10 protein-coding genes are annotated in these 12,457 nt (G+C 64.3%); 6 read left to right on the top strand and 4 right to left on the bottom strand.

Annotated features, from left to right (window positions below):
• The first annotated feature begins 3 nt into the window (after nt 1-3).
• The 5 genes from JVX98_RS08165 (at nt 4) to JVX98_RS08145 (ending at nt 4,876) form a co-directional block, all read left to right on the top strand.
• Nucleotides 4-1,431 (top strand): gamma-aminobutyraldehyde dehydrogenase, encoded by a 1,428-nt coding sequence (locus JVX98_RS08165; protein WP_205238263.1) that lies wholly within the window; start codon nt 4-6, stop codon nt 1,429-1,431.
• A 59-nt stretch (nt 1,432-1,490) separates the two neighbouring features.
• A complete protein-coding gene (locus JVX98_RS08160) occupies nt 1,491-1,985 on the top strand; it encodes an ester cyclase (RefSeq protein WP_205238262.1) in 495 nt (164 codons plus the stop codon).
• 217 nt (nt 1,986-2,202) lie between these two features.
• The gene (gene fhuF, locus JVX98_RS08155) at nt 2,203-2,958 is read left to right on the top strand and encodes a siderophore-iron reductase FhuF (protein ID WP_246764977.1); all 756 of its coding nucleotides are present in this window, start codon (nt 2,203-2,205) and stop codon (nt 2,956-2,958) included.
• Nucleotides 2,959-2,990: 32 nt separating this feature from the next.
• Nucleotides 2,991-4,100 (top strand): ABC transporter substrate-binding protein, encoded by a 1,110-nt coding sequence (locus JVX98_RS08150; protein WP_205239401.1) that lies wholly within the window; start codon nt 2,991-2,993, stop codon nt 4,098-4,100.
• Between the two features lie 251 nt (nt 4,101-4,351).
• Nucleotides 4,352-4,876 (top strand): hypothetical protein, encoded by a 525-nt coding sequence (locus JVX98_RS08145; RefSeq protein WP_192446835.1) that lies wholly within the window; start codon nt 4,352-4,354, stop codon nt 4,874-4,876.
• A gap of 60 nt (nt 4,877-4,936) precedes the next feature.
• Here JVX98_RS08145 and JVX98_RS08140 read toward each other — a convergent pair whose 3' ends face one another.
• Nucleotides 4,937-5,521, bottom strand: a complete 585-nt coding sequence (locus tag JVX98_RS08140) for a cysteine hydrolase family protein (protein WP_205238261.1) — start codon at nt 5,519-5,521, stop codon at nt 4,937-4,939.
• Nucleotides 5,522-5,634: 113 nt separating this feature from the next.
• Here JVX98_RS08140 and JVX98_RS08135 point away from each other — a divergent pair, with 113 nt between their 5' ends.
• A complete protein-coding gene (locus tag JVX98_RS08135) occupies nt 5,635-6,078 on the top strand; it encodes an Lrp/AsnC family transcriptional regulator (RefSeq protein WP_226020607.1) in 444 nt (147 codons plus the stop codon).
• Between the two features lie 62 nt (nt 6,079-6,140).
• Here JVX98_RS08135 and JVX98_RS08130 read toward each other — a convergent pair whose 3' ends face one another.
• From JVX98_RS08130 to JVX98_RS08120, 3 genes are all read right to left on the bottom strand, one after another.
• Complete coding sequence (locus JVX98_RS08130) at nt 6,141-7,373, bottom strand: aromatic ring-hydroxylating dioxygenase subunit alpha (RefSeq protein WP_205238260.1); 1,233 nt, start codon at nt 7,371-7,373, stop codon at nt 6,141-6,143.
• 137 nt (nt 7,374-7,510) lie between these two features.
• On the bottom strand, nt 7,511-9,958 hold the full coding sequence (locus tag JVX98_RS08125; protein ID WP_205238259.1) for an FAD-dependent oxidoreductase: 2,448 nt from the start codon (nt 9,956-9,958) through the stop codon (nt 7,511-7,513).
• Nucleotides 9,955-12,402, bottom strand: coding sequence for an FAD-dependent oxidoreductase (locus JVX98_RS08120; RefSeq protein ID WP_205238258.1), 2,448 nt, complete (start codon nt 12,400-12,402; stop codon nt 9,955-9,957). Before JVX98_RS08120 ends, JVX98_RS08125 begins: the two co-directional genes overlap by 4 nt.
• Between the last annotated feature and the right edge of the window lie 55 nt (nt 12,403-12,457).

Genomic DNA, 12,457 nt, shown 5'->3' with positions numbered 1-12,457 from the left:
GACATGGACACCCAACTGCTGATCGGATCGCGCTTCGAGGCCGGCACCGAGGCCGACGAACACATCCTGAACCCGCGGACGGGCGGCAAGATCGTCGATCTGCCGGAAGCCTCGCACGCCCAGGTCGAGGCAGCCGTCGAGGCCGCAGAAAGCGCCTTCACCAGCTGGTCGCAGACGACACCGGCCGAGCGCTCCAACTATCTCTTGAAGATCGCCGACGCGATCGAGAAGGAAGCCGATGGTTTCGCAGCGCTCGAAGCGCTCAACTGCGGCAAGCCGATCAATGCGGTCAAGAACGACGAACTGCCGGCGATCGTCGACTGCTGGCGCTTCTTTGCCGGTGCGGTGCGCAATCTGCATGCCCCGACCGCGGGCGAATACCTGCCCGGCCATACCTCGATGATCCGTCGCGATCCGATCGGCATCGTCGGCTCGATCGCGCCCTGGAACTATCCGCTGATGATGATGGCCTGGAAGCTGGCGCCGGCAATCGCCGGCGGCAATACCGTCGTCTTCAAGCCCTCCGAGCAGACGCCGCTGACGGCGCTGAAGCTTGCTCGCGTGCTCGCCGACATCCTGCCGGAAGGCGTCGTCAATGTTGTCAGCGGCCGCGGCGAGACCGTCGGCAACGCGCTGATCAACCACCCGAAGATCTCGATGGTCTCGATCACCGGCGACATCGCCACCGGCAAGAAGGTGCTGGCGGCGGCCGCCAAGACCGTCAAGCGCACCCATCTGGAGCTCGGCGGCAAGGCTCCGGTCATCGTCTATGACGACGCCGACCTCGAAGCCGTCGTCAACGGCATCCGCACCTTCGGCTATTACAATGCCGGCCAGGACTGCACCGCGGCCTGCCGCATCTATGCCGAAGCCGGCATCTACGAGAAGCTGGTCGCCGACCTCACCTCGGCCGTCTCGACCATCCGCTACAATCTCGCCGACGACACCGAAAACGAGATCGGCCCCTTGATCTCGCGTCGCCAGCGCGATCGTGTCGCAAGCTTTGTAGAGCGCGCCGCCGACCAGAAGCACATCGAGATCACCACCGGCGGGGCCGCCGGCAGCGCCGACGGCTTCTTCTTCCAGCCGACGGTCGTCGCGGGCGCCACCCAGGAAGACGAGATCGTCCGCCGCGAAGTCTTCGGTCCGGTCGTCTCCGTCACCCGCTTCACCGGCAAGGACGACGCGATCGCCTGGGCCAACGACAGCGACTACGGGCTTGCGTCCTCCGTCTGGACCAAGGACATCTCCCGGGCGATGAAAGCGGCGTCCCGCCTGCAATATGGCTGCACCTGGATCAACACGCATTTCATGTTGACCAACGAGATGCCGCATGGCGGCGTCAAGCAGTCGGGCTACGGCAAGGACATGTCGGTCTATGCGCTCGAGGACTACACCGCCGTTCGCCACATCATGATCAACCACGGCTGAGGCTCACCGCCTCGGACGCGGAGAATGCATGCAAACGAAACAAACGGGAGGAGTTTGCGATGTACCGTCGTCAATTGCTTGTTGCTGCTGGGGCTCTCGGCCTCAGCGCCCTCGTGCTCACGCCGGCGGCCTTTGCCGCCGACGCGGCACCCGATGTGGTCGCGGCCTATGTCGCGGCCTGGAACGCCCATGACTCGAGCAAGGCCGCATCCTACTTCGCCGACGACGTCACCTATTACGACGCTTCGGTCGGCAAGCCGGTCATCGGCAAGGATGCCGCCAAGACCGGCGTCATCGACAATTTCCTGAACGCCGCTCCCGATGCCGTCTGGACCATGAAGGGTGATCCGATCGCCAGCGGCGAAAAGGTCTCCTTCGAATGGGAGTTCTCCGGCACCAATTCCGGCGCCTGGGCCGATGGCACGGCTGCGACCAACAAGAGCTTCAAGTTCACCGGCGCCTCGGTCTTCACCGTCAAGGATGGCAAGATCGCCACCCAGAACGACTATTACGACGCGCTCGGCTTCTACAAGCAGCTCGGCCTGATGCAATAGGCGAGCCCGATGGCCGCAGGCTCCAGCTTGCGGCCATCGCATCCGCGCCTGAAATCATGAGCATAAAACTCATAAATGACTTGCGCAGCACGAAATCATGAGTAACACGATCACCTTATGAGTTTCTGACCACGCTCAGAAGGTGTCCAATGCTTGCAGGACGGCGTTCGTCTACGGCTGTAGTTCCGATCGGGCTTGCCCATGTGCAGGTGACGCGATGACGGCTGCTGTTTCCGAACAGGTCATGGCGACCGGTGGTCCCAAGGCATTGTCGGCCGCCTTTGCCGGCCCCCATGCCTGGTGCAACGAGAAGATGGTGCTCGCGGACGAACTGTCCGACGGCGTGGCGTTGACGGATTTCTTTTCCTCCGGCGCCTTCGATCGGGCGCTCGACATCTACACGGAAAAGTCCGGCGCCAGCGACCGGCGCGCCGTCGCCTCCATGTGGTCGCTCTATTACTTCTCCGCCCTCACCATCCCCTATCTGGTGGCGCGCGTTCTCGACCACCATGTCCTTCCTGTCTCCTTCGACCGCATGAAGGTGGCGCTTGCCGAGGACGGCCTGCCCCGCGCCTTCGGCGTCGCCACCTCGGGCGATTGGCAAGAGGGAGACGACAGCGACGTTTTCGCGACACTTGCCCCCCTGATGCAGGGGCATCTGCGCGAGGTCGTCGGCCAGCTCAAATCCGTCGGCGGCATCGCCCCGAAGCTCGCCTGGAACAATGCGCTCGTCTATATCGACTATGCGCTGCGCGCCTCCGGCATCGAGCCGCTGAACGCGCAGGCCGACGCGCTGATCGGCAGCAAGTGCCTGCCGGACGGCACGCCCAACCCCTTCTTCGATTGCCTGCGGCACGAGGAGGAAGACGGCGCGCGTGTCTGCCGGCGCAAGATCTGCTGCCTGCGCTATCTGCTGCCCGGGGTCCCGAGCTGCGGCAGCCTCTGCGCCCTCCCGAGCCAAAGGAACCAATAGGTTTGTCTTCCCGCTTCCCCTTCCCGGCCGTCCTGCGGCTGACGCTCGTTGTCATCACCGCCCTGCTTTTTGCCGTCTCCGCCCGCGCCGAAGGCATCTGGCCGATGACCGTCACCGATGCGGTCGGCCGCGAGGTGACGATACCGGCAAAGCCGAAGGCGATCCTGCTTGGAAGCGGCTTCAACCTCGTCGCCCTGTCGCTCATCCATCCCGATCCCGTCAGCCTGCTTGCGGCCTGGTCCGGCGACATGAAGACCGACAACCCCGAGATCTACGAGAGCTTCCGGCGTAAGTTTCCTGATATCGCCAACGTGCCGCAGATCGACGACGGCACCGGCCCGGGCCTCTCCTTCGAGACGCTGCTGACGGTGAAGGCCGATCTCGCGCTGCTCAATAACTGGCAATCCGACACCGAGTCCGGCAGGCGCGCCATCGAGTACCTGACCGGCATCGGCGTGCCTGTGGTGGTGGTCGATTTCAACAACGACGCGCTGACCGGCACGCCGCGCATGATGCGTTTGCTCGGCCGCATCCTCGAACGGGACGAACAGGCCGAAGCTTTCGCCCGGTTCTACGAGGACAAGCTCAAGCTGATCCGCGACCGCATCGCCGCCAGGCCGGAACCGCGCCCGCTGGTGCTGATGGATGCCTTCCCCCAGCCCGACCGCTGTTGCTGGGCCTATGGCACCGGCGGTCTCGGCGAATTCCTGACGGTGGCCGGCGGCCGCAACTTTGCCGAAGGCGTGCTGCCGCGGCCGGGCGGCACCGTCAACGCCGAGGCGATCATGGCCGCCAATCCGGAAATCTATATCGCCACCTCCTCGCCCGGCGGCAAATACGGCACGCTCTCGATCGGCCCCGGCGTCAGCGAAGACGAAGCGCGCGAGACGCTGGCCCGCACCATCGAGGCGCCGGCGCTGAAGACCATCCGCGCCATCGAGGAAAAGCGCGTGCACGGTCTCTGGAACTTCTTCAACGCGATCCCGCTCAACATCGTCGCCGCCGAAGCCTTCGCCACCTGGATCCGGCCGGATCTGTTCGGCGATCTCGATCCGCAAAAGAGCCTTGCCGAGATCAACGCCCGCTTCGCCGCGGTGCCCTTCGAAGGCACCTACTGGGTGGACCTGACACCCGCCAGATAGGGAGGCATCCTGCACACGCGGGCGCGGGAGCGCATGACCTAGTCACGCGTGTTCACCAATTCGTCAGGGTGCTTCCTTTCGACCGACGCCCCGGCGTGTTGCCAGTCGGCGCCCACCCTATATAAAGGCCAGGTGGTGGAGCGCGCCGTTCCGAGAAGGCGAGCGTCGCTGTAACACGTTGATCGGCTGCACGATTTCTCTGTTGCGTCGATTCCGGACCAAGGAATGATGCGGGGTTGAGGAGGATCTTGATGCTGTGGTTGATTGCGTTACCGCTGGGTCTTGTCGTCGTGTATCTGGCAGCGCGCTTCAGCCGCTTTCGTCATTGGGCCGAACCGATCCTCTCCGTCGCCGTGGCGCTCGGCCTGCTCGTCGCCTTCATCATCTGGTTTGTCGACCGCGACGGCCGCACGCCTCCCGCTCCGAAGCCCGTCGAGACGACGCAACCGGCCGGCCTCACGGCCGCCGATGTCGCCCTGGAAGGCCTGACCTTCGAGCAGAGCCAGCCGGAAAGAAGCTTCCGGCTGCGCGGCACCGTGACGAACAAAGGACCGCAACTGCTCGAATATTTCCGCCTTGCGGTCACGCTCGAAAACTGCCCCGACGGCAATTGCGAGACGATCGGCAACGACACAGCACTGATCCTCGCCCGTGTGCCCGCGGGCCAGAGCCGTTCGTTCGAAACCTTCCTCACCTTCCCCAACCGCGAGGGCGAAAGCCTGACGGCGCCGAAATGGACGACCGATATCCGGGAAGTCCGCGGCGCCAACCGCTAATCGGCGGCGCGAGAGAGACAAGGAGCTAAGCGTTAGCCCACGTCTGCCCGCGCCCGACCGTCAAGCCGCTGCGGGGCGCTGCAAAGCCTCAACGAGCTTCGCCGTCGACAGCACCTCGGCAAATTCCGCCCGCAGGGTCGCCACATGGGCACGGTGGATGTCGCGCGCCGAAATCACTCCGCCTTCGCCGTCCGGCTGGTCAAAGCAGTCGCAGGCATCCTCGACGAGGATCATGCGGTAGCCGAGATTGGCGCCGACGCGCACCGAGGTCGAGACGCACATGTCGGTGGAAATGCCGAAGGCGACGACCGTGTCGACGCCGAGACGACGCAGGCGCAGATCGAGATCCGTACCGATAAAGGCGGCGTTGACGCCCTTGGTGACGAGCGCCTCGTCTCCCATCGGTCCGAAACCGGGCCTGAAACCGTTGCCGGGGGCGCCCAGCGAAAGCGTCGAACCGGGCATGACGCTGTCGTGACGCACGTGAATGACCGGCCGACCGCTTGCCCGCCAGGCGGCAAGGAGCGCAAGGCCGTTTTCATCGACCGCGTCGTTCCAGCGGCGCGGCCAGGGGGCGCTGTCAAAGGCCTGCTGCATGTCGATCGGCAGCAGCACGGCATTCTCGGGGATATTCAGTTTGGGCATGGAAAGGCTCCGTTGTTGCAGGGAGACGCTATCTTGCCTATCGTCCGGTTTCACTGGACATGATGACGCCTGACCGGACAAATGTCCGGAAAGGTCGACAAGGAGGCGACGTTTTGACGGAAATCGATGAAAAGGATCGCCTGCTTTTGGCGGCGCTCAGGCAGGATTCGCGCCAGAGCCTGGTGGCGCTGGCCCGCCATAGCGGCCTGTCGCGCAGCGCGGCCCATGACCGGCTGCGGCGGCTGGAATCGAAGGGCGTGATTGCCGGCTACACCATCCGCCTCGGCATCGAAGACCAGAGCCCGACGGTCAAATCGCTGATCGCCATCACCTTCCAGCCCGGCAAGAACTGCGACCACATCGTGCCGCATCTCTCCGCCATGCCGCCCATCGTCACCTGCTGGTCGCTCGCCGGCGCCACCGACCTGATGGTGCTGGTCGAATGCGCCTCCAACGGCGATCTCGACACCATCCGCCGGCAGATATCGATCATCCCGGGCGTCGCGACGGTGCAGACGCACGTGGCGCTGAGGACGCATTTCAACCGGCGGGACTAGAGAAACGAAATGCGTCGCCGGCGCGCTTGCACCGGCGACGCGATTTGCCTGCGGCTTGACGTTCAGACCGGCCGGCTGATCTCGTCGAGGTACCAGTTGATGTAGCGCAGCTCGTTCTGTTCCATCGGCGCAATCGGCCCGGGCACGAAATAGTGCGAGCGCACGCCGCGCGACGTGTGCTCGATGATCGCCTTGTCCTCGTCGGTCGTCACCTTCCAAAGCCAGGTGAGCTTTTCCAGATCGTAGTCGCGCCCCTCCTCGGCCCTGCCGTCGACGAGCCAGATCAGCTCCATCTCCGAGGTTTCGGCCGTCTTCGGAATGAAGCGGTAGATCATGCCGTGGTCCGGATAGCAGACGAGGAAGGTGGTGCCGCCCAGATGGATCGAGGTGACGCCGCCGTCGAAATCGGTGAAGCGGCCCATCAGCGTGCTCAGCGCCTGCCCGTCCTTGCTGCCGGTCTGGACGCCATCATAGAGCGCGTAGCGGAAGGCATGGATGGTCTCCTTGCCGCCGGTGGAATTCTGCCAGTGATTGCCGGACGCGACCTCGATGCCGAGCGCGCAGGTGCGCGCCTCCATCCTGGCGTTCAGCTCCTCGATCATGTGCAGCGGCTGTTCCAGCGCATGGGTTTCGGAATATTCCGGATGCGCCGGGCCGCAATGGTAGCACTCGACGTAATTCTCGACCGCAAGCTTCCAGTTGGCGTCAACCGGATAGGACTGACGATGGGCGATCTTCGCCGAGCCCCAGCCATATTGGCCGCAGGTCGCGTGCAGCAGCCGCTCGACCTCGGAGAAATCGAGCGGATCGGCGGCAAAGGAGATGAAGATCAGCCCCTCGACGACACGCACGTTGAGTTTCTTCAGCCCGTGGTCCTCGCGCTTGAAGTCCTTGGGCATCAGCCTTGCTGCCTTCAACGCGCCGTCATTGCCATAGGTCCAGGCGTGGTAGGGACAGACGAAGGCGCGGGCATTGCCCTTGTCCTTGGTGCAGACCTCGGCGCCGCGGTGACGGCAGACGTTCAGCATCGCGTGGATCTCGCCGCTCGCCGTCCGGGTGACGATCACCTGCTCGGACGCCATGCGAAAGACCTCGAAATCATTGGCGTTCGGGATCGCACTTTCATGCGCGACGCAATGCCAGTGGCGCCGGAACACCCGCTCCAGGTCCCGCTCATAGATTTCCGGGTCGAGATAGAAGGCACGCGCAAGCCCATGGCCGGGACGATGGGCGGCGACCAGCTGATCGATGCGGTCGCCCGCAACTGTCGTATCCTTAAGCTCCGATGCGAGCATGGATTGAACTCCAGAAAGAAGACCGGAAACCCGCGATCCGGCACGCGTATGCTTTCTATGTGGCCCACCAGCCGCGCGGTGATGGGCTGTCCTCAAGCATCGAGCGCACTGCTAGACACCAACCCAGAGCGCCTGCCCTACATCCGCACCCGCTCCGACCGCGGGTCGTACATCGGCTTTAGCGACGCCTCGGCCTTCACCCGCGTTCCGGCAATCTCGATCTCGAAGTTCGAGCCGAGCACGTCGTCTGCGCTCTCGCCTTCCGACGGCACGTAGCCAAGCCCGATGGCGCCGCCGAGATGGTGGCCGTAATTGCCTGACGTGATGGTGCCGACGATCTTGCCGTCGCGCACGATCGCCTCGTTGTGGAAGAGCAGCGGCTCGGGTTCCGCAAGCCGGAACTGCACCAGCCGGCGCGAGAGCCCGCGATTGTGCTTGGCAAGCACCGCCTCGCGGCCGATGAAATCGCCCTTGTCGGCCTTGACCGCGAAGCCGAGCCCGGCTTCCAGCACGTGGTCCTCGTCGGTGATGTCATGGCCGAAATGGCGGAAGGCCTTTTCGATGCGGCAGCTGTCGAGCGTGTGGATGCCACAGAGCTTCAGGCCCAGCCCCTCGCCGGCTTCTTCCAACGCCTCGAACACATGCGCCGTCTGGTCGGTCGGGACATAAAGCTCCCAGCCGAGTTCGCCGACATAGGTGACGCGGTGGGCCCGGGCGAGCCCCATGCCGACCTCGATCTCGCGCGCCGTCCCGAACGGATGGGCGGCGTTCGAGAAGTCGTTGGGGCTGACCTTCAGCATCAATTCGCGCGCCTTCGGCCCCATGACGCAGAGTACGCTTTCGCCAGCGCCGACATCGGTGATCACCACGAACTCGTCCGTCAGGTGCTTGCGCAACCAGGCAAGATCGCGCTGCAGCGTCGCGCCGGGCACCACCAGCAGGAAGGCGGTTTCCGAAAGTCGCGTCACCGTCAGGTCGCTCTCGATGCCGCCGCGGGCGTTCAGCATCTGGGTGTAGACGATGCGGCCGGGCTCGACATTCATCTCGTTGGCGCAGAGCCGCTGCAGGAAGGAGAGCGCGTCACGCCCCTCCACCCGGATCTTGCCGAAGGAAGTCATGTCGAAGAGGCCAACACCGTTTCGAACCGCCAGATGCTCGTCCCTCTGGTTCTCGAACCAGTTCTGCCGCTTCCAGGAATAGCGGTACTCGCGCTCCTGGCCTTCTCTCGCAAACCAGTTGGCACGCTCCCAGCCGGCGACCTCGCCGAAGACGGCACCACGGGCCTTCAGGTGCTCATGCAGCGGCGAGCGGCGCACGCCGCGGGCGGTCGCCATCTGGCGATAGGGGAAGTGGTCGGCATACAGCAGACCGAGGGTTTCGGAGACACGATCCTTGAGGTACGCGCGGTTCTTCTGGAACGGCTGCGCCCGGCGGATATCCACCTCCCAGAGATCGAAGGGCGGCTCGCCGTCGTTCATCCATTGCGCGAGCGCCATGCCGGCGCCGCCGGACGAGACGATGCCGATCGAGTTGTAGCCGGCCGCCACCCAGTAGCCCTTCACTTCAGGGGCTTCGCCGAGATAGTAACGGTCGTCAGGTGTAAAACTTTCCGGGCCGTTGAAGAAGGTATGAATACCCGCGGTTTCCAGCATCGGCATGCGGTTGACCGCCATCTCCAGGATCGGCGCGAAATGGTCGAAATCGTCGGGCAGCTGGTCGAAACAGAAATCCTCGCGGATGCCCTCCATGCCCCAGGGCTTAGCCTTGAGCTCGAAGGCGCCGATCAGCATCTTGCCGGCATCTTCCTTGTAGTAGGTGCACTCGTCGGGCACGCGCAGCACCGGCAGGCGCTTCAGCTCCGGGATCGCCTCGGTGACGATGTAGAAATGCTCGCAGGCGTGCAGCGGCACGGTGACGCCCGATTGCCGCGCGAACTCCCTGCCCCACATGCCGGCGCAGTTGACCACATGGTCGGTCTCGATCGTGTAGGTCTCGCCGTTCTGCTCACAGGTCACGCCCGTGACCCGGCCGTCCTTCTTCAGGACCGACGTGACCTTGACGCCTTCGAGGATCGTCGCGCCGTTCTGGCGTGCGCCCTTGGCGAGCGCCATGGCGATGTTGGCGGGGTCGCACTGGCCGTCGAGCGGCAGATGCACCGCCGCCTTGACGTCCGAGGTGTTGAGGTGCGGATACATCGCCTTCACCTCGTCCGGCGTGATCTCGCGCACGTCGACATTGAAGGCGCGCGCCAGCGACGCCTGGCGATAGATTTCCTCCTTGCGCTCCTCGGTCAGCGCCACGGTGATCGAGCCGTTCTGGCGCATCCCGGTGGAAATGCCGGTCTCGGCCTCAAGCTTGACGTAGAGGTCGGCGGAATATTTCGCGAGCCGCGTCATGTTCTGCGAGGCGCGCAGCTGGCCGATGAGGCCCGCCGCATGCCAGGTGGTACCGGAGGTCAGCTGCTTGCGCTCAAGCAGCACCACATCGGTCCAGCCGAGCTTGGCGAGGTGATAGGCGACGGAACAGCCGGAGACGCCGCCACCGATGATGACCGCACGGGCTTTCGAGGGAATGGGCTTCGTCATGCGCGCAGTCTTTCATTGGAGGGATCCCAGAGCGGCTGGTCCGCCTCGACCGTCGCCTTGAAGCGGTCGCCGAAGATCTCGACCTCGATTTCCTTGCCCGGCACGGCGAGATCGGCCCTGAGCATGCCGAGCGCGATCGACTTACCGACGCGGTGGCCCCAATTGCCCGACGTCGTTTCGCCGACCACCTCTCCGCCCGACCAGAGCGTCGACATATAGGGCGCGTCGCAACCATCGGCGGCGACCGTCAGCGTGACGAAGCGCTTGGAAACGCCATGCTGCTTCTCGCGTTCCAGCGCCGCCTTGCCCTTGAAGTCGGGCTTTGCCCAGTCGATGAAGCGCTCAAGTCCGCCCTGCAGGATGGTGTAATCGGTCGAAAGATCGCCCTTCCAGGCGCGATAGCCCTTCTCGATGCGCAGGCTATCGAGCGCTTCCATGCCAAAGGGTTTGAGGCCGTGCTTTTGACCCGCGGCCCAGACGGCGTCGAAAATCACCGCTGTGTCCTCCATCTTGGTGTGGATCTCCCAGCCCAGTTCACCGGCGAAAGAAACGCGCACCAGCTGGCAGTAGCGTCCGGCGATCTGCGCGGTCTGGTGCGTGAGCCATCCCTTGGTGAGATCGGCATCGCTGACCTCGGCCAGGATCGCGCGCGACTTCGGCCCGGTGAGGATCTGGCAGGAGAAGGACTTTGTCACATCGTCGATGCTGAAGGCGGCGTCGGCCGGCCGGTGCTTCATCAGCCATTCCAGATCGTGCCACTGCGCCGTTGCCGCCGTGATCAGGAAGAAGAAATCCTCGTCCAGCATCATGACCGACATTTCGGTGACGATGCGGCCCTTGTCGTCGGCGAAATAGGCAAGGCCGATACGGCCCGGCTTCGGCACGCGGCCGGTGATCAGGCCCGACAGCCATTCGGTGGCGCCCTTGCCCTTCACCCGGAAGCGCGAGAAGCCCGGCAGGTCGAGAATGCCGGCAGCGTCGCGAACGGCGAGACACTCCTCCTTGATACGCTCCGCCCACGGGCCTTCGCGGCCCCAGGTCTGCGTCGCCTCATCGGACGTGTCGTCGCCGGGCTTGGCGTACCACATCGCTCGTTCCCAGCCGTTATAGGGCTTGAACTGGGCGCCGAGGGCTGCGGTCCGGTCATGGATCGGCGACAGCTTGCGGTCGCGCCCGGCCGGCCAGTAATGCTTGGGAAAATGCATCGCATATTCGTGGCCGTAGATCTCCATGCCCTTGGCGATGCAATAGTCCTGGTCGGTATAGTCGGTGTAGCGGCGCGGATCGCAGGACCACATGTCCCACTCGGTCTGGCCCTCGGTGATCCATTCGGCGAGCACCTTGCCGGCGCCACCCGCCTGACAGATGCCGAAGGTGAAGACGCAGGCCTCGAAGGCGTTCGGCACGCCCGGCATCGGGCCGATCAGCGGGTTGCCGTCGGGCGCATAGGGGATCGGGCCGTTGATGATCCGCGACAGCCCGGCCGTTCCGAGGATCGGCACGCGCTCAACCGCATCGTTCAGGTACCATTCCAGCCGGTCGAGATCGTCGGGGAAGAGCTGGAAGGAGAAATCCTCCGGCATCGGATCGTCGGGTGTGACCCAATGGGCGCGACAGTTGCGCTCGTAGGGGCCGAGGTTCATGCCGTTCTTTTCCTGGCGCAGATAGTAGGAGCTGTCGACGTCGCGCAGCAGCGGCAGCTTGTGGCCCGCCTCCTTCGACCAGGCGGCAAGCTCCGGGATTTCGTCAAACAGGATGTACTGATGACTCATCACCATCATCGGCACATCGCGGCCGAACATCTTGCCGACCTCGCGCGCATAATAGCCGGCGGCGTTGACGACATATTCGCAGCGGATCTCGCCCTGCGGCGTCGAGATCACCCATTCGTCGTTTTCGCGGCGCGCGGCCGTGACGGGACAGAAACGGATGATCTTGGCGCCCATGTCGCGCGCGCCCTTGGCGAGCGCCTGCGTCAGCTGCGCCGGGTCGATGTCGCCATCATAGGGATCGTAGAGCGCGCCGGTCAGCTCATGGGTTTCGAGGAACGGATAGCGGGCGCGCATCTCGTCGGGCGAGAGGATGTCGAGATCCATGCCCTGATAACGGCCCATGCCGACGACGCGCTTGAACTCCTGCAGCCGCTCCTTCGAATGGCCGAGCCGGATGGAGCCGGTGACGTGGTAGTTCATCGGGTAATCGACGAGCGCGCCGAGATCGCGATAGAGCGAGGCCGAATAGCGCTGCATGTTCATGATCGACCAGGAAGACGAAAATGTCGGCACGTTGCCGGCCGCATGCCAGGTCGAGCCGGCCGTCAGCTCGTTCTTCTCCAGAAGCACGCAATCGGTCCAGCCGGCCTTGGCGAGATGGTAGAGCGAGGAAGCACCGATCGCTCCCCCACCGATGATCACGACCCGTGCGTGCGACGGCAAATTCGACATCAACTGTTCCCTCGTTTTGGCGAATTCTTGCCGGGGAAGCCGGGCGCCATCAAGC

Source organism: Ensifer sp. PDNC004, from assembly GCF_016919405.1.
Taxonomy (GTDB): Bacteria; Pseudomonadota; Alphaproteobacteria; order Rhizobiales; family Rhizobiaceae; genus Ensifer.
Note: the sequence above shows the minus strand (reverse complement) of the source record. Positions and strands in the feature narration are given on the sequence as shown.

What these genes read in the sequence shown, in the direction of transcription:
- JVX98_RS08165 (WP_205238263.1), top strand. Translation starts at nt 4, where the DNA reads ATGGACACCCAACTGCTGATCGGATCGCGCTTCGAGGCCGGCACCGAG.
- JVX98_RS08160 (WP_205238262.1), top strand. Translation starts at nt 1,491, where the DNA reads ATGTACCGTCGTCAATTGCTTGTTGCTGCTGGGGCTCTCGGCCTCAGC.
- fhuF (WP_246764977.1), top strand. Translation starts at nt 2,203, where the DNA reads ATGACGGCTGCTGTTTCCGAACAGGTCATGGCGACCGGTGGTCCCAAG.
- JVX98_RS08145 (WP_192446835.1), top strand. Translation starts at nt 4,352, where the DNA reads ATGCTGTGGTTGATTGCGTTACCGCTGGGTCTTGTCGTCGTGTATCTG.
- JVX98_RS08140 (WP_205238261.1), bottom strand. Translation starts at nt 5,521, where the DNA reads ATGCCCAAACTGAATATCCCCGAGAATGCCGTGCTGCTGCCGATCGAC.
- JVX98_RS08130 (WP_205238260.1), bottom strand. Translation starts at nt 7,373, where the DNA reads ATGCTCGCATCGGAGCTTAAGGATACGACAGTTGCGGGCGACCGCATC.
- JVX98_RS08125 (WP_205238259.1), bottom strand. Translation starts at nt 9,958, where the DNA reads ATGACGAAGCCCATTCCCTCGAAAGCCCGTGCGGTCATCATCGGTGGC.
- JVX98_RS08120 (WP_205238258.1), bottom strand. Translation starts at nt 12,402, where the DNA reads ATGTCGAATTTGCCGTCGCACGCACGGGTCGTGATCATCGGTGGGGGA.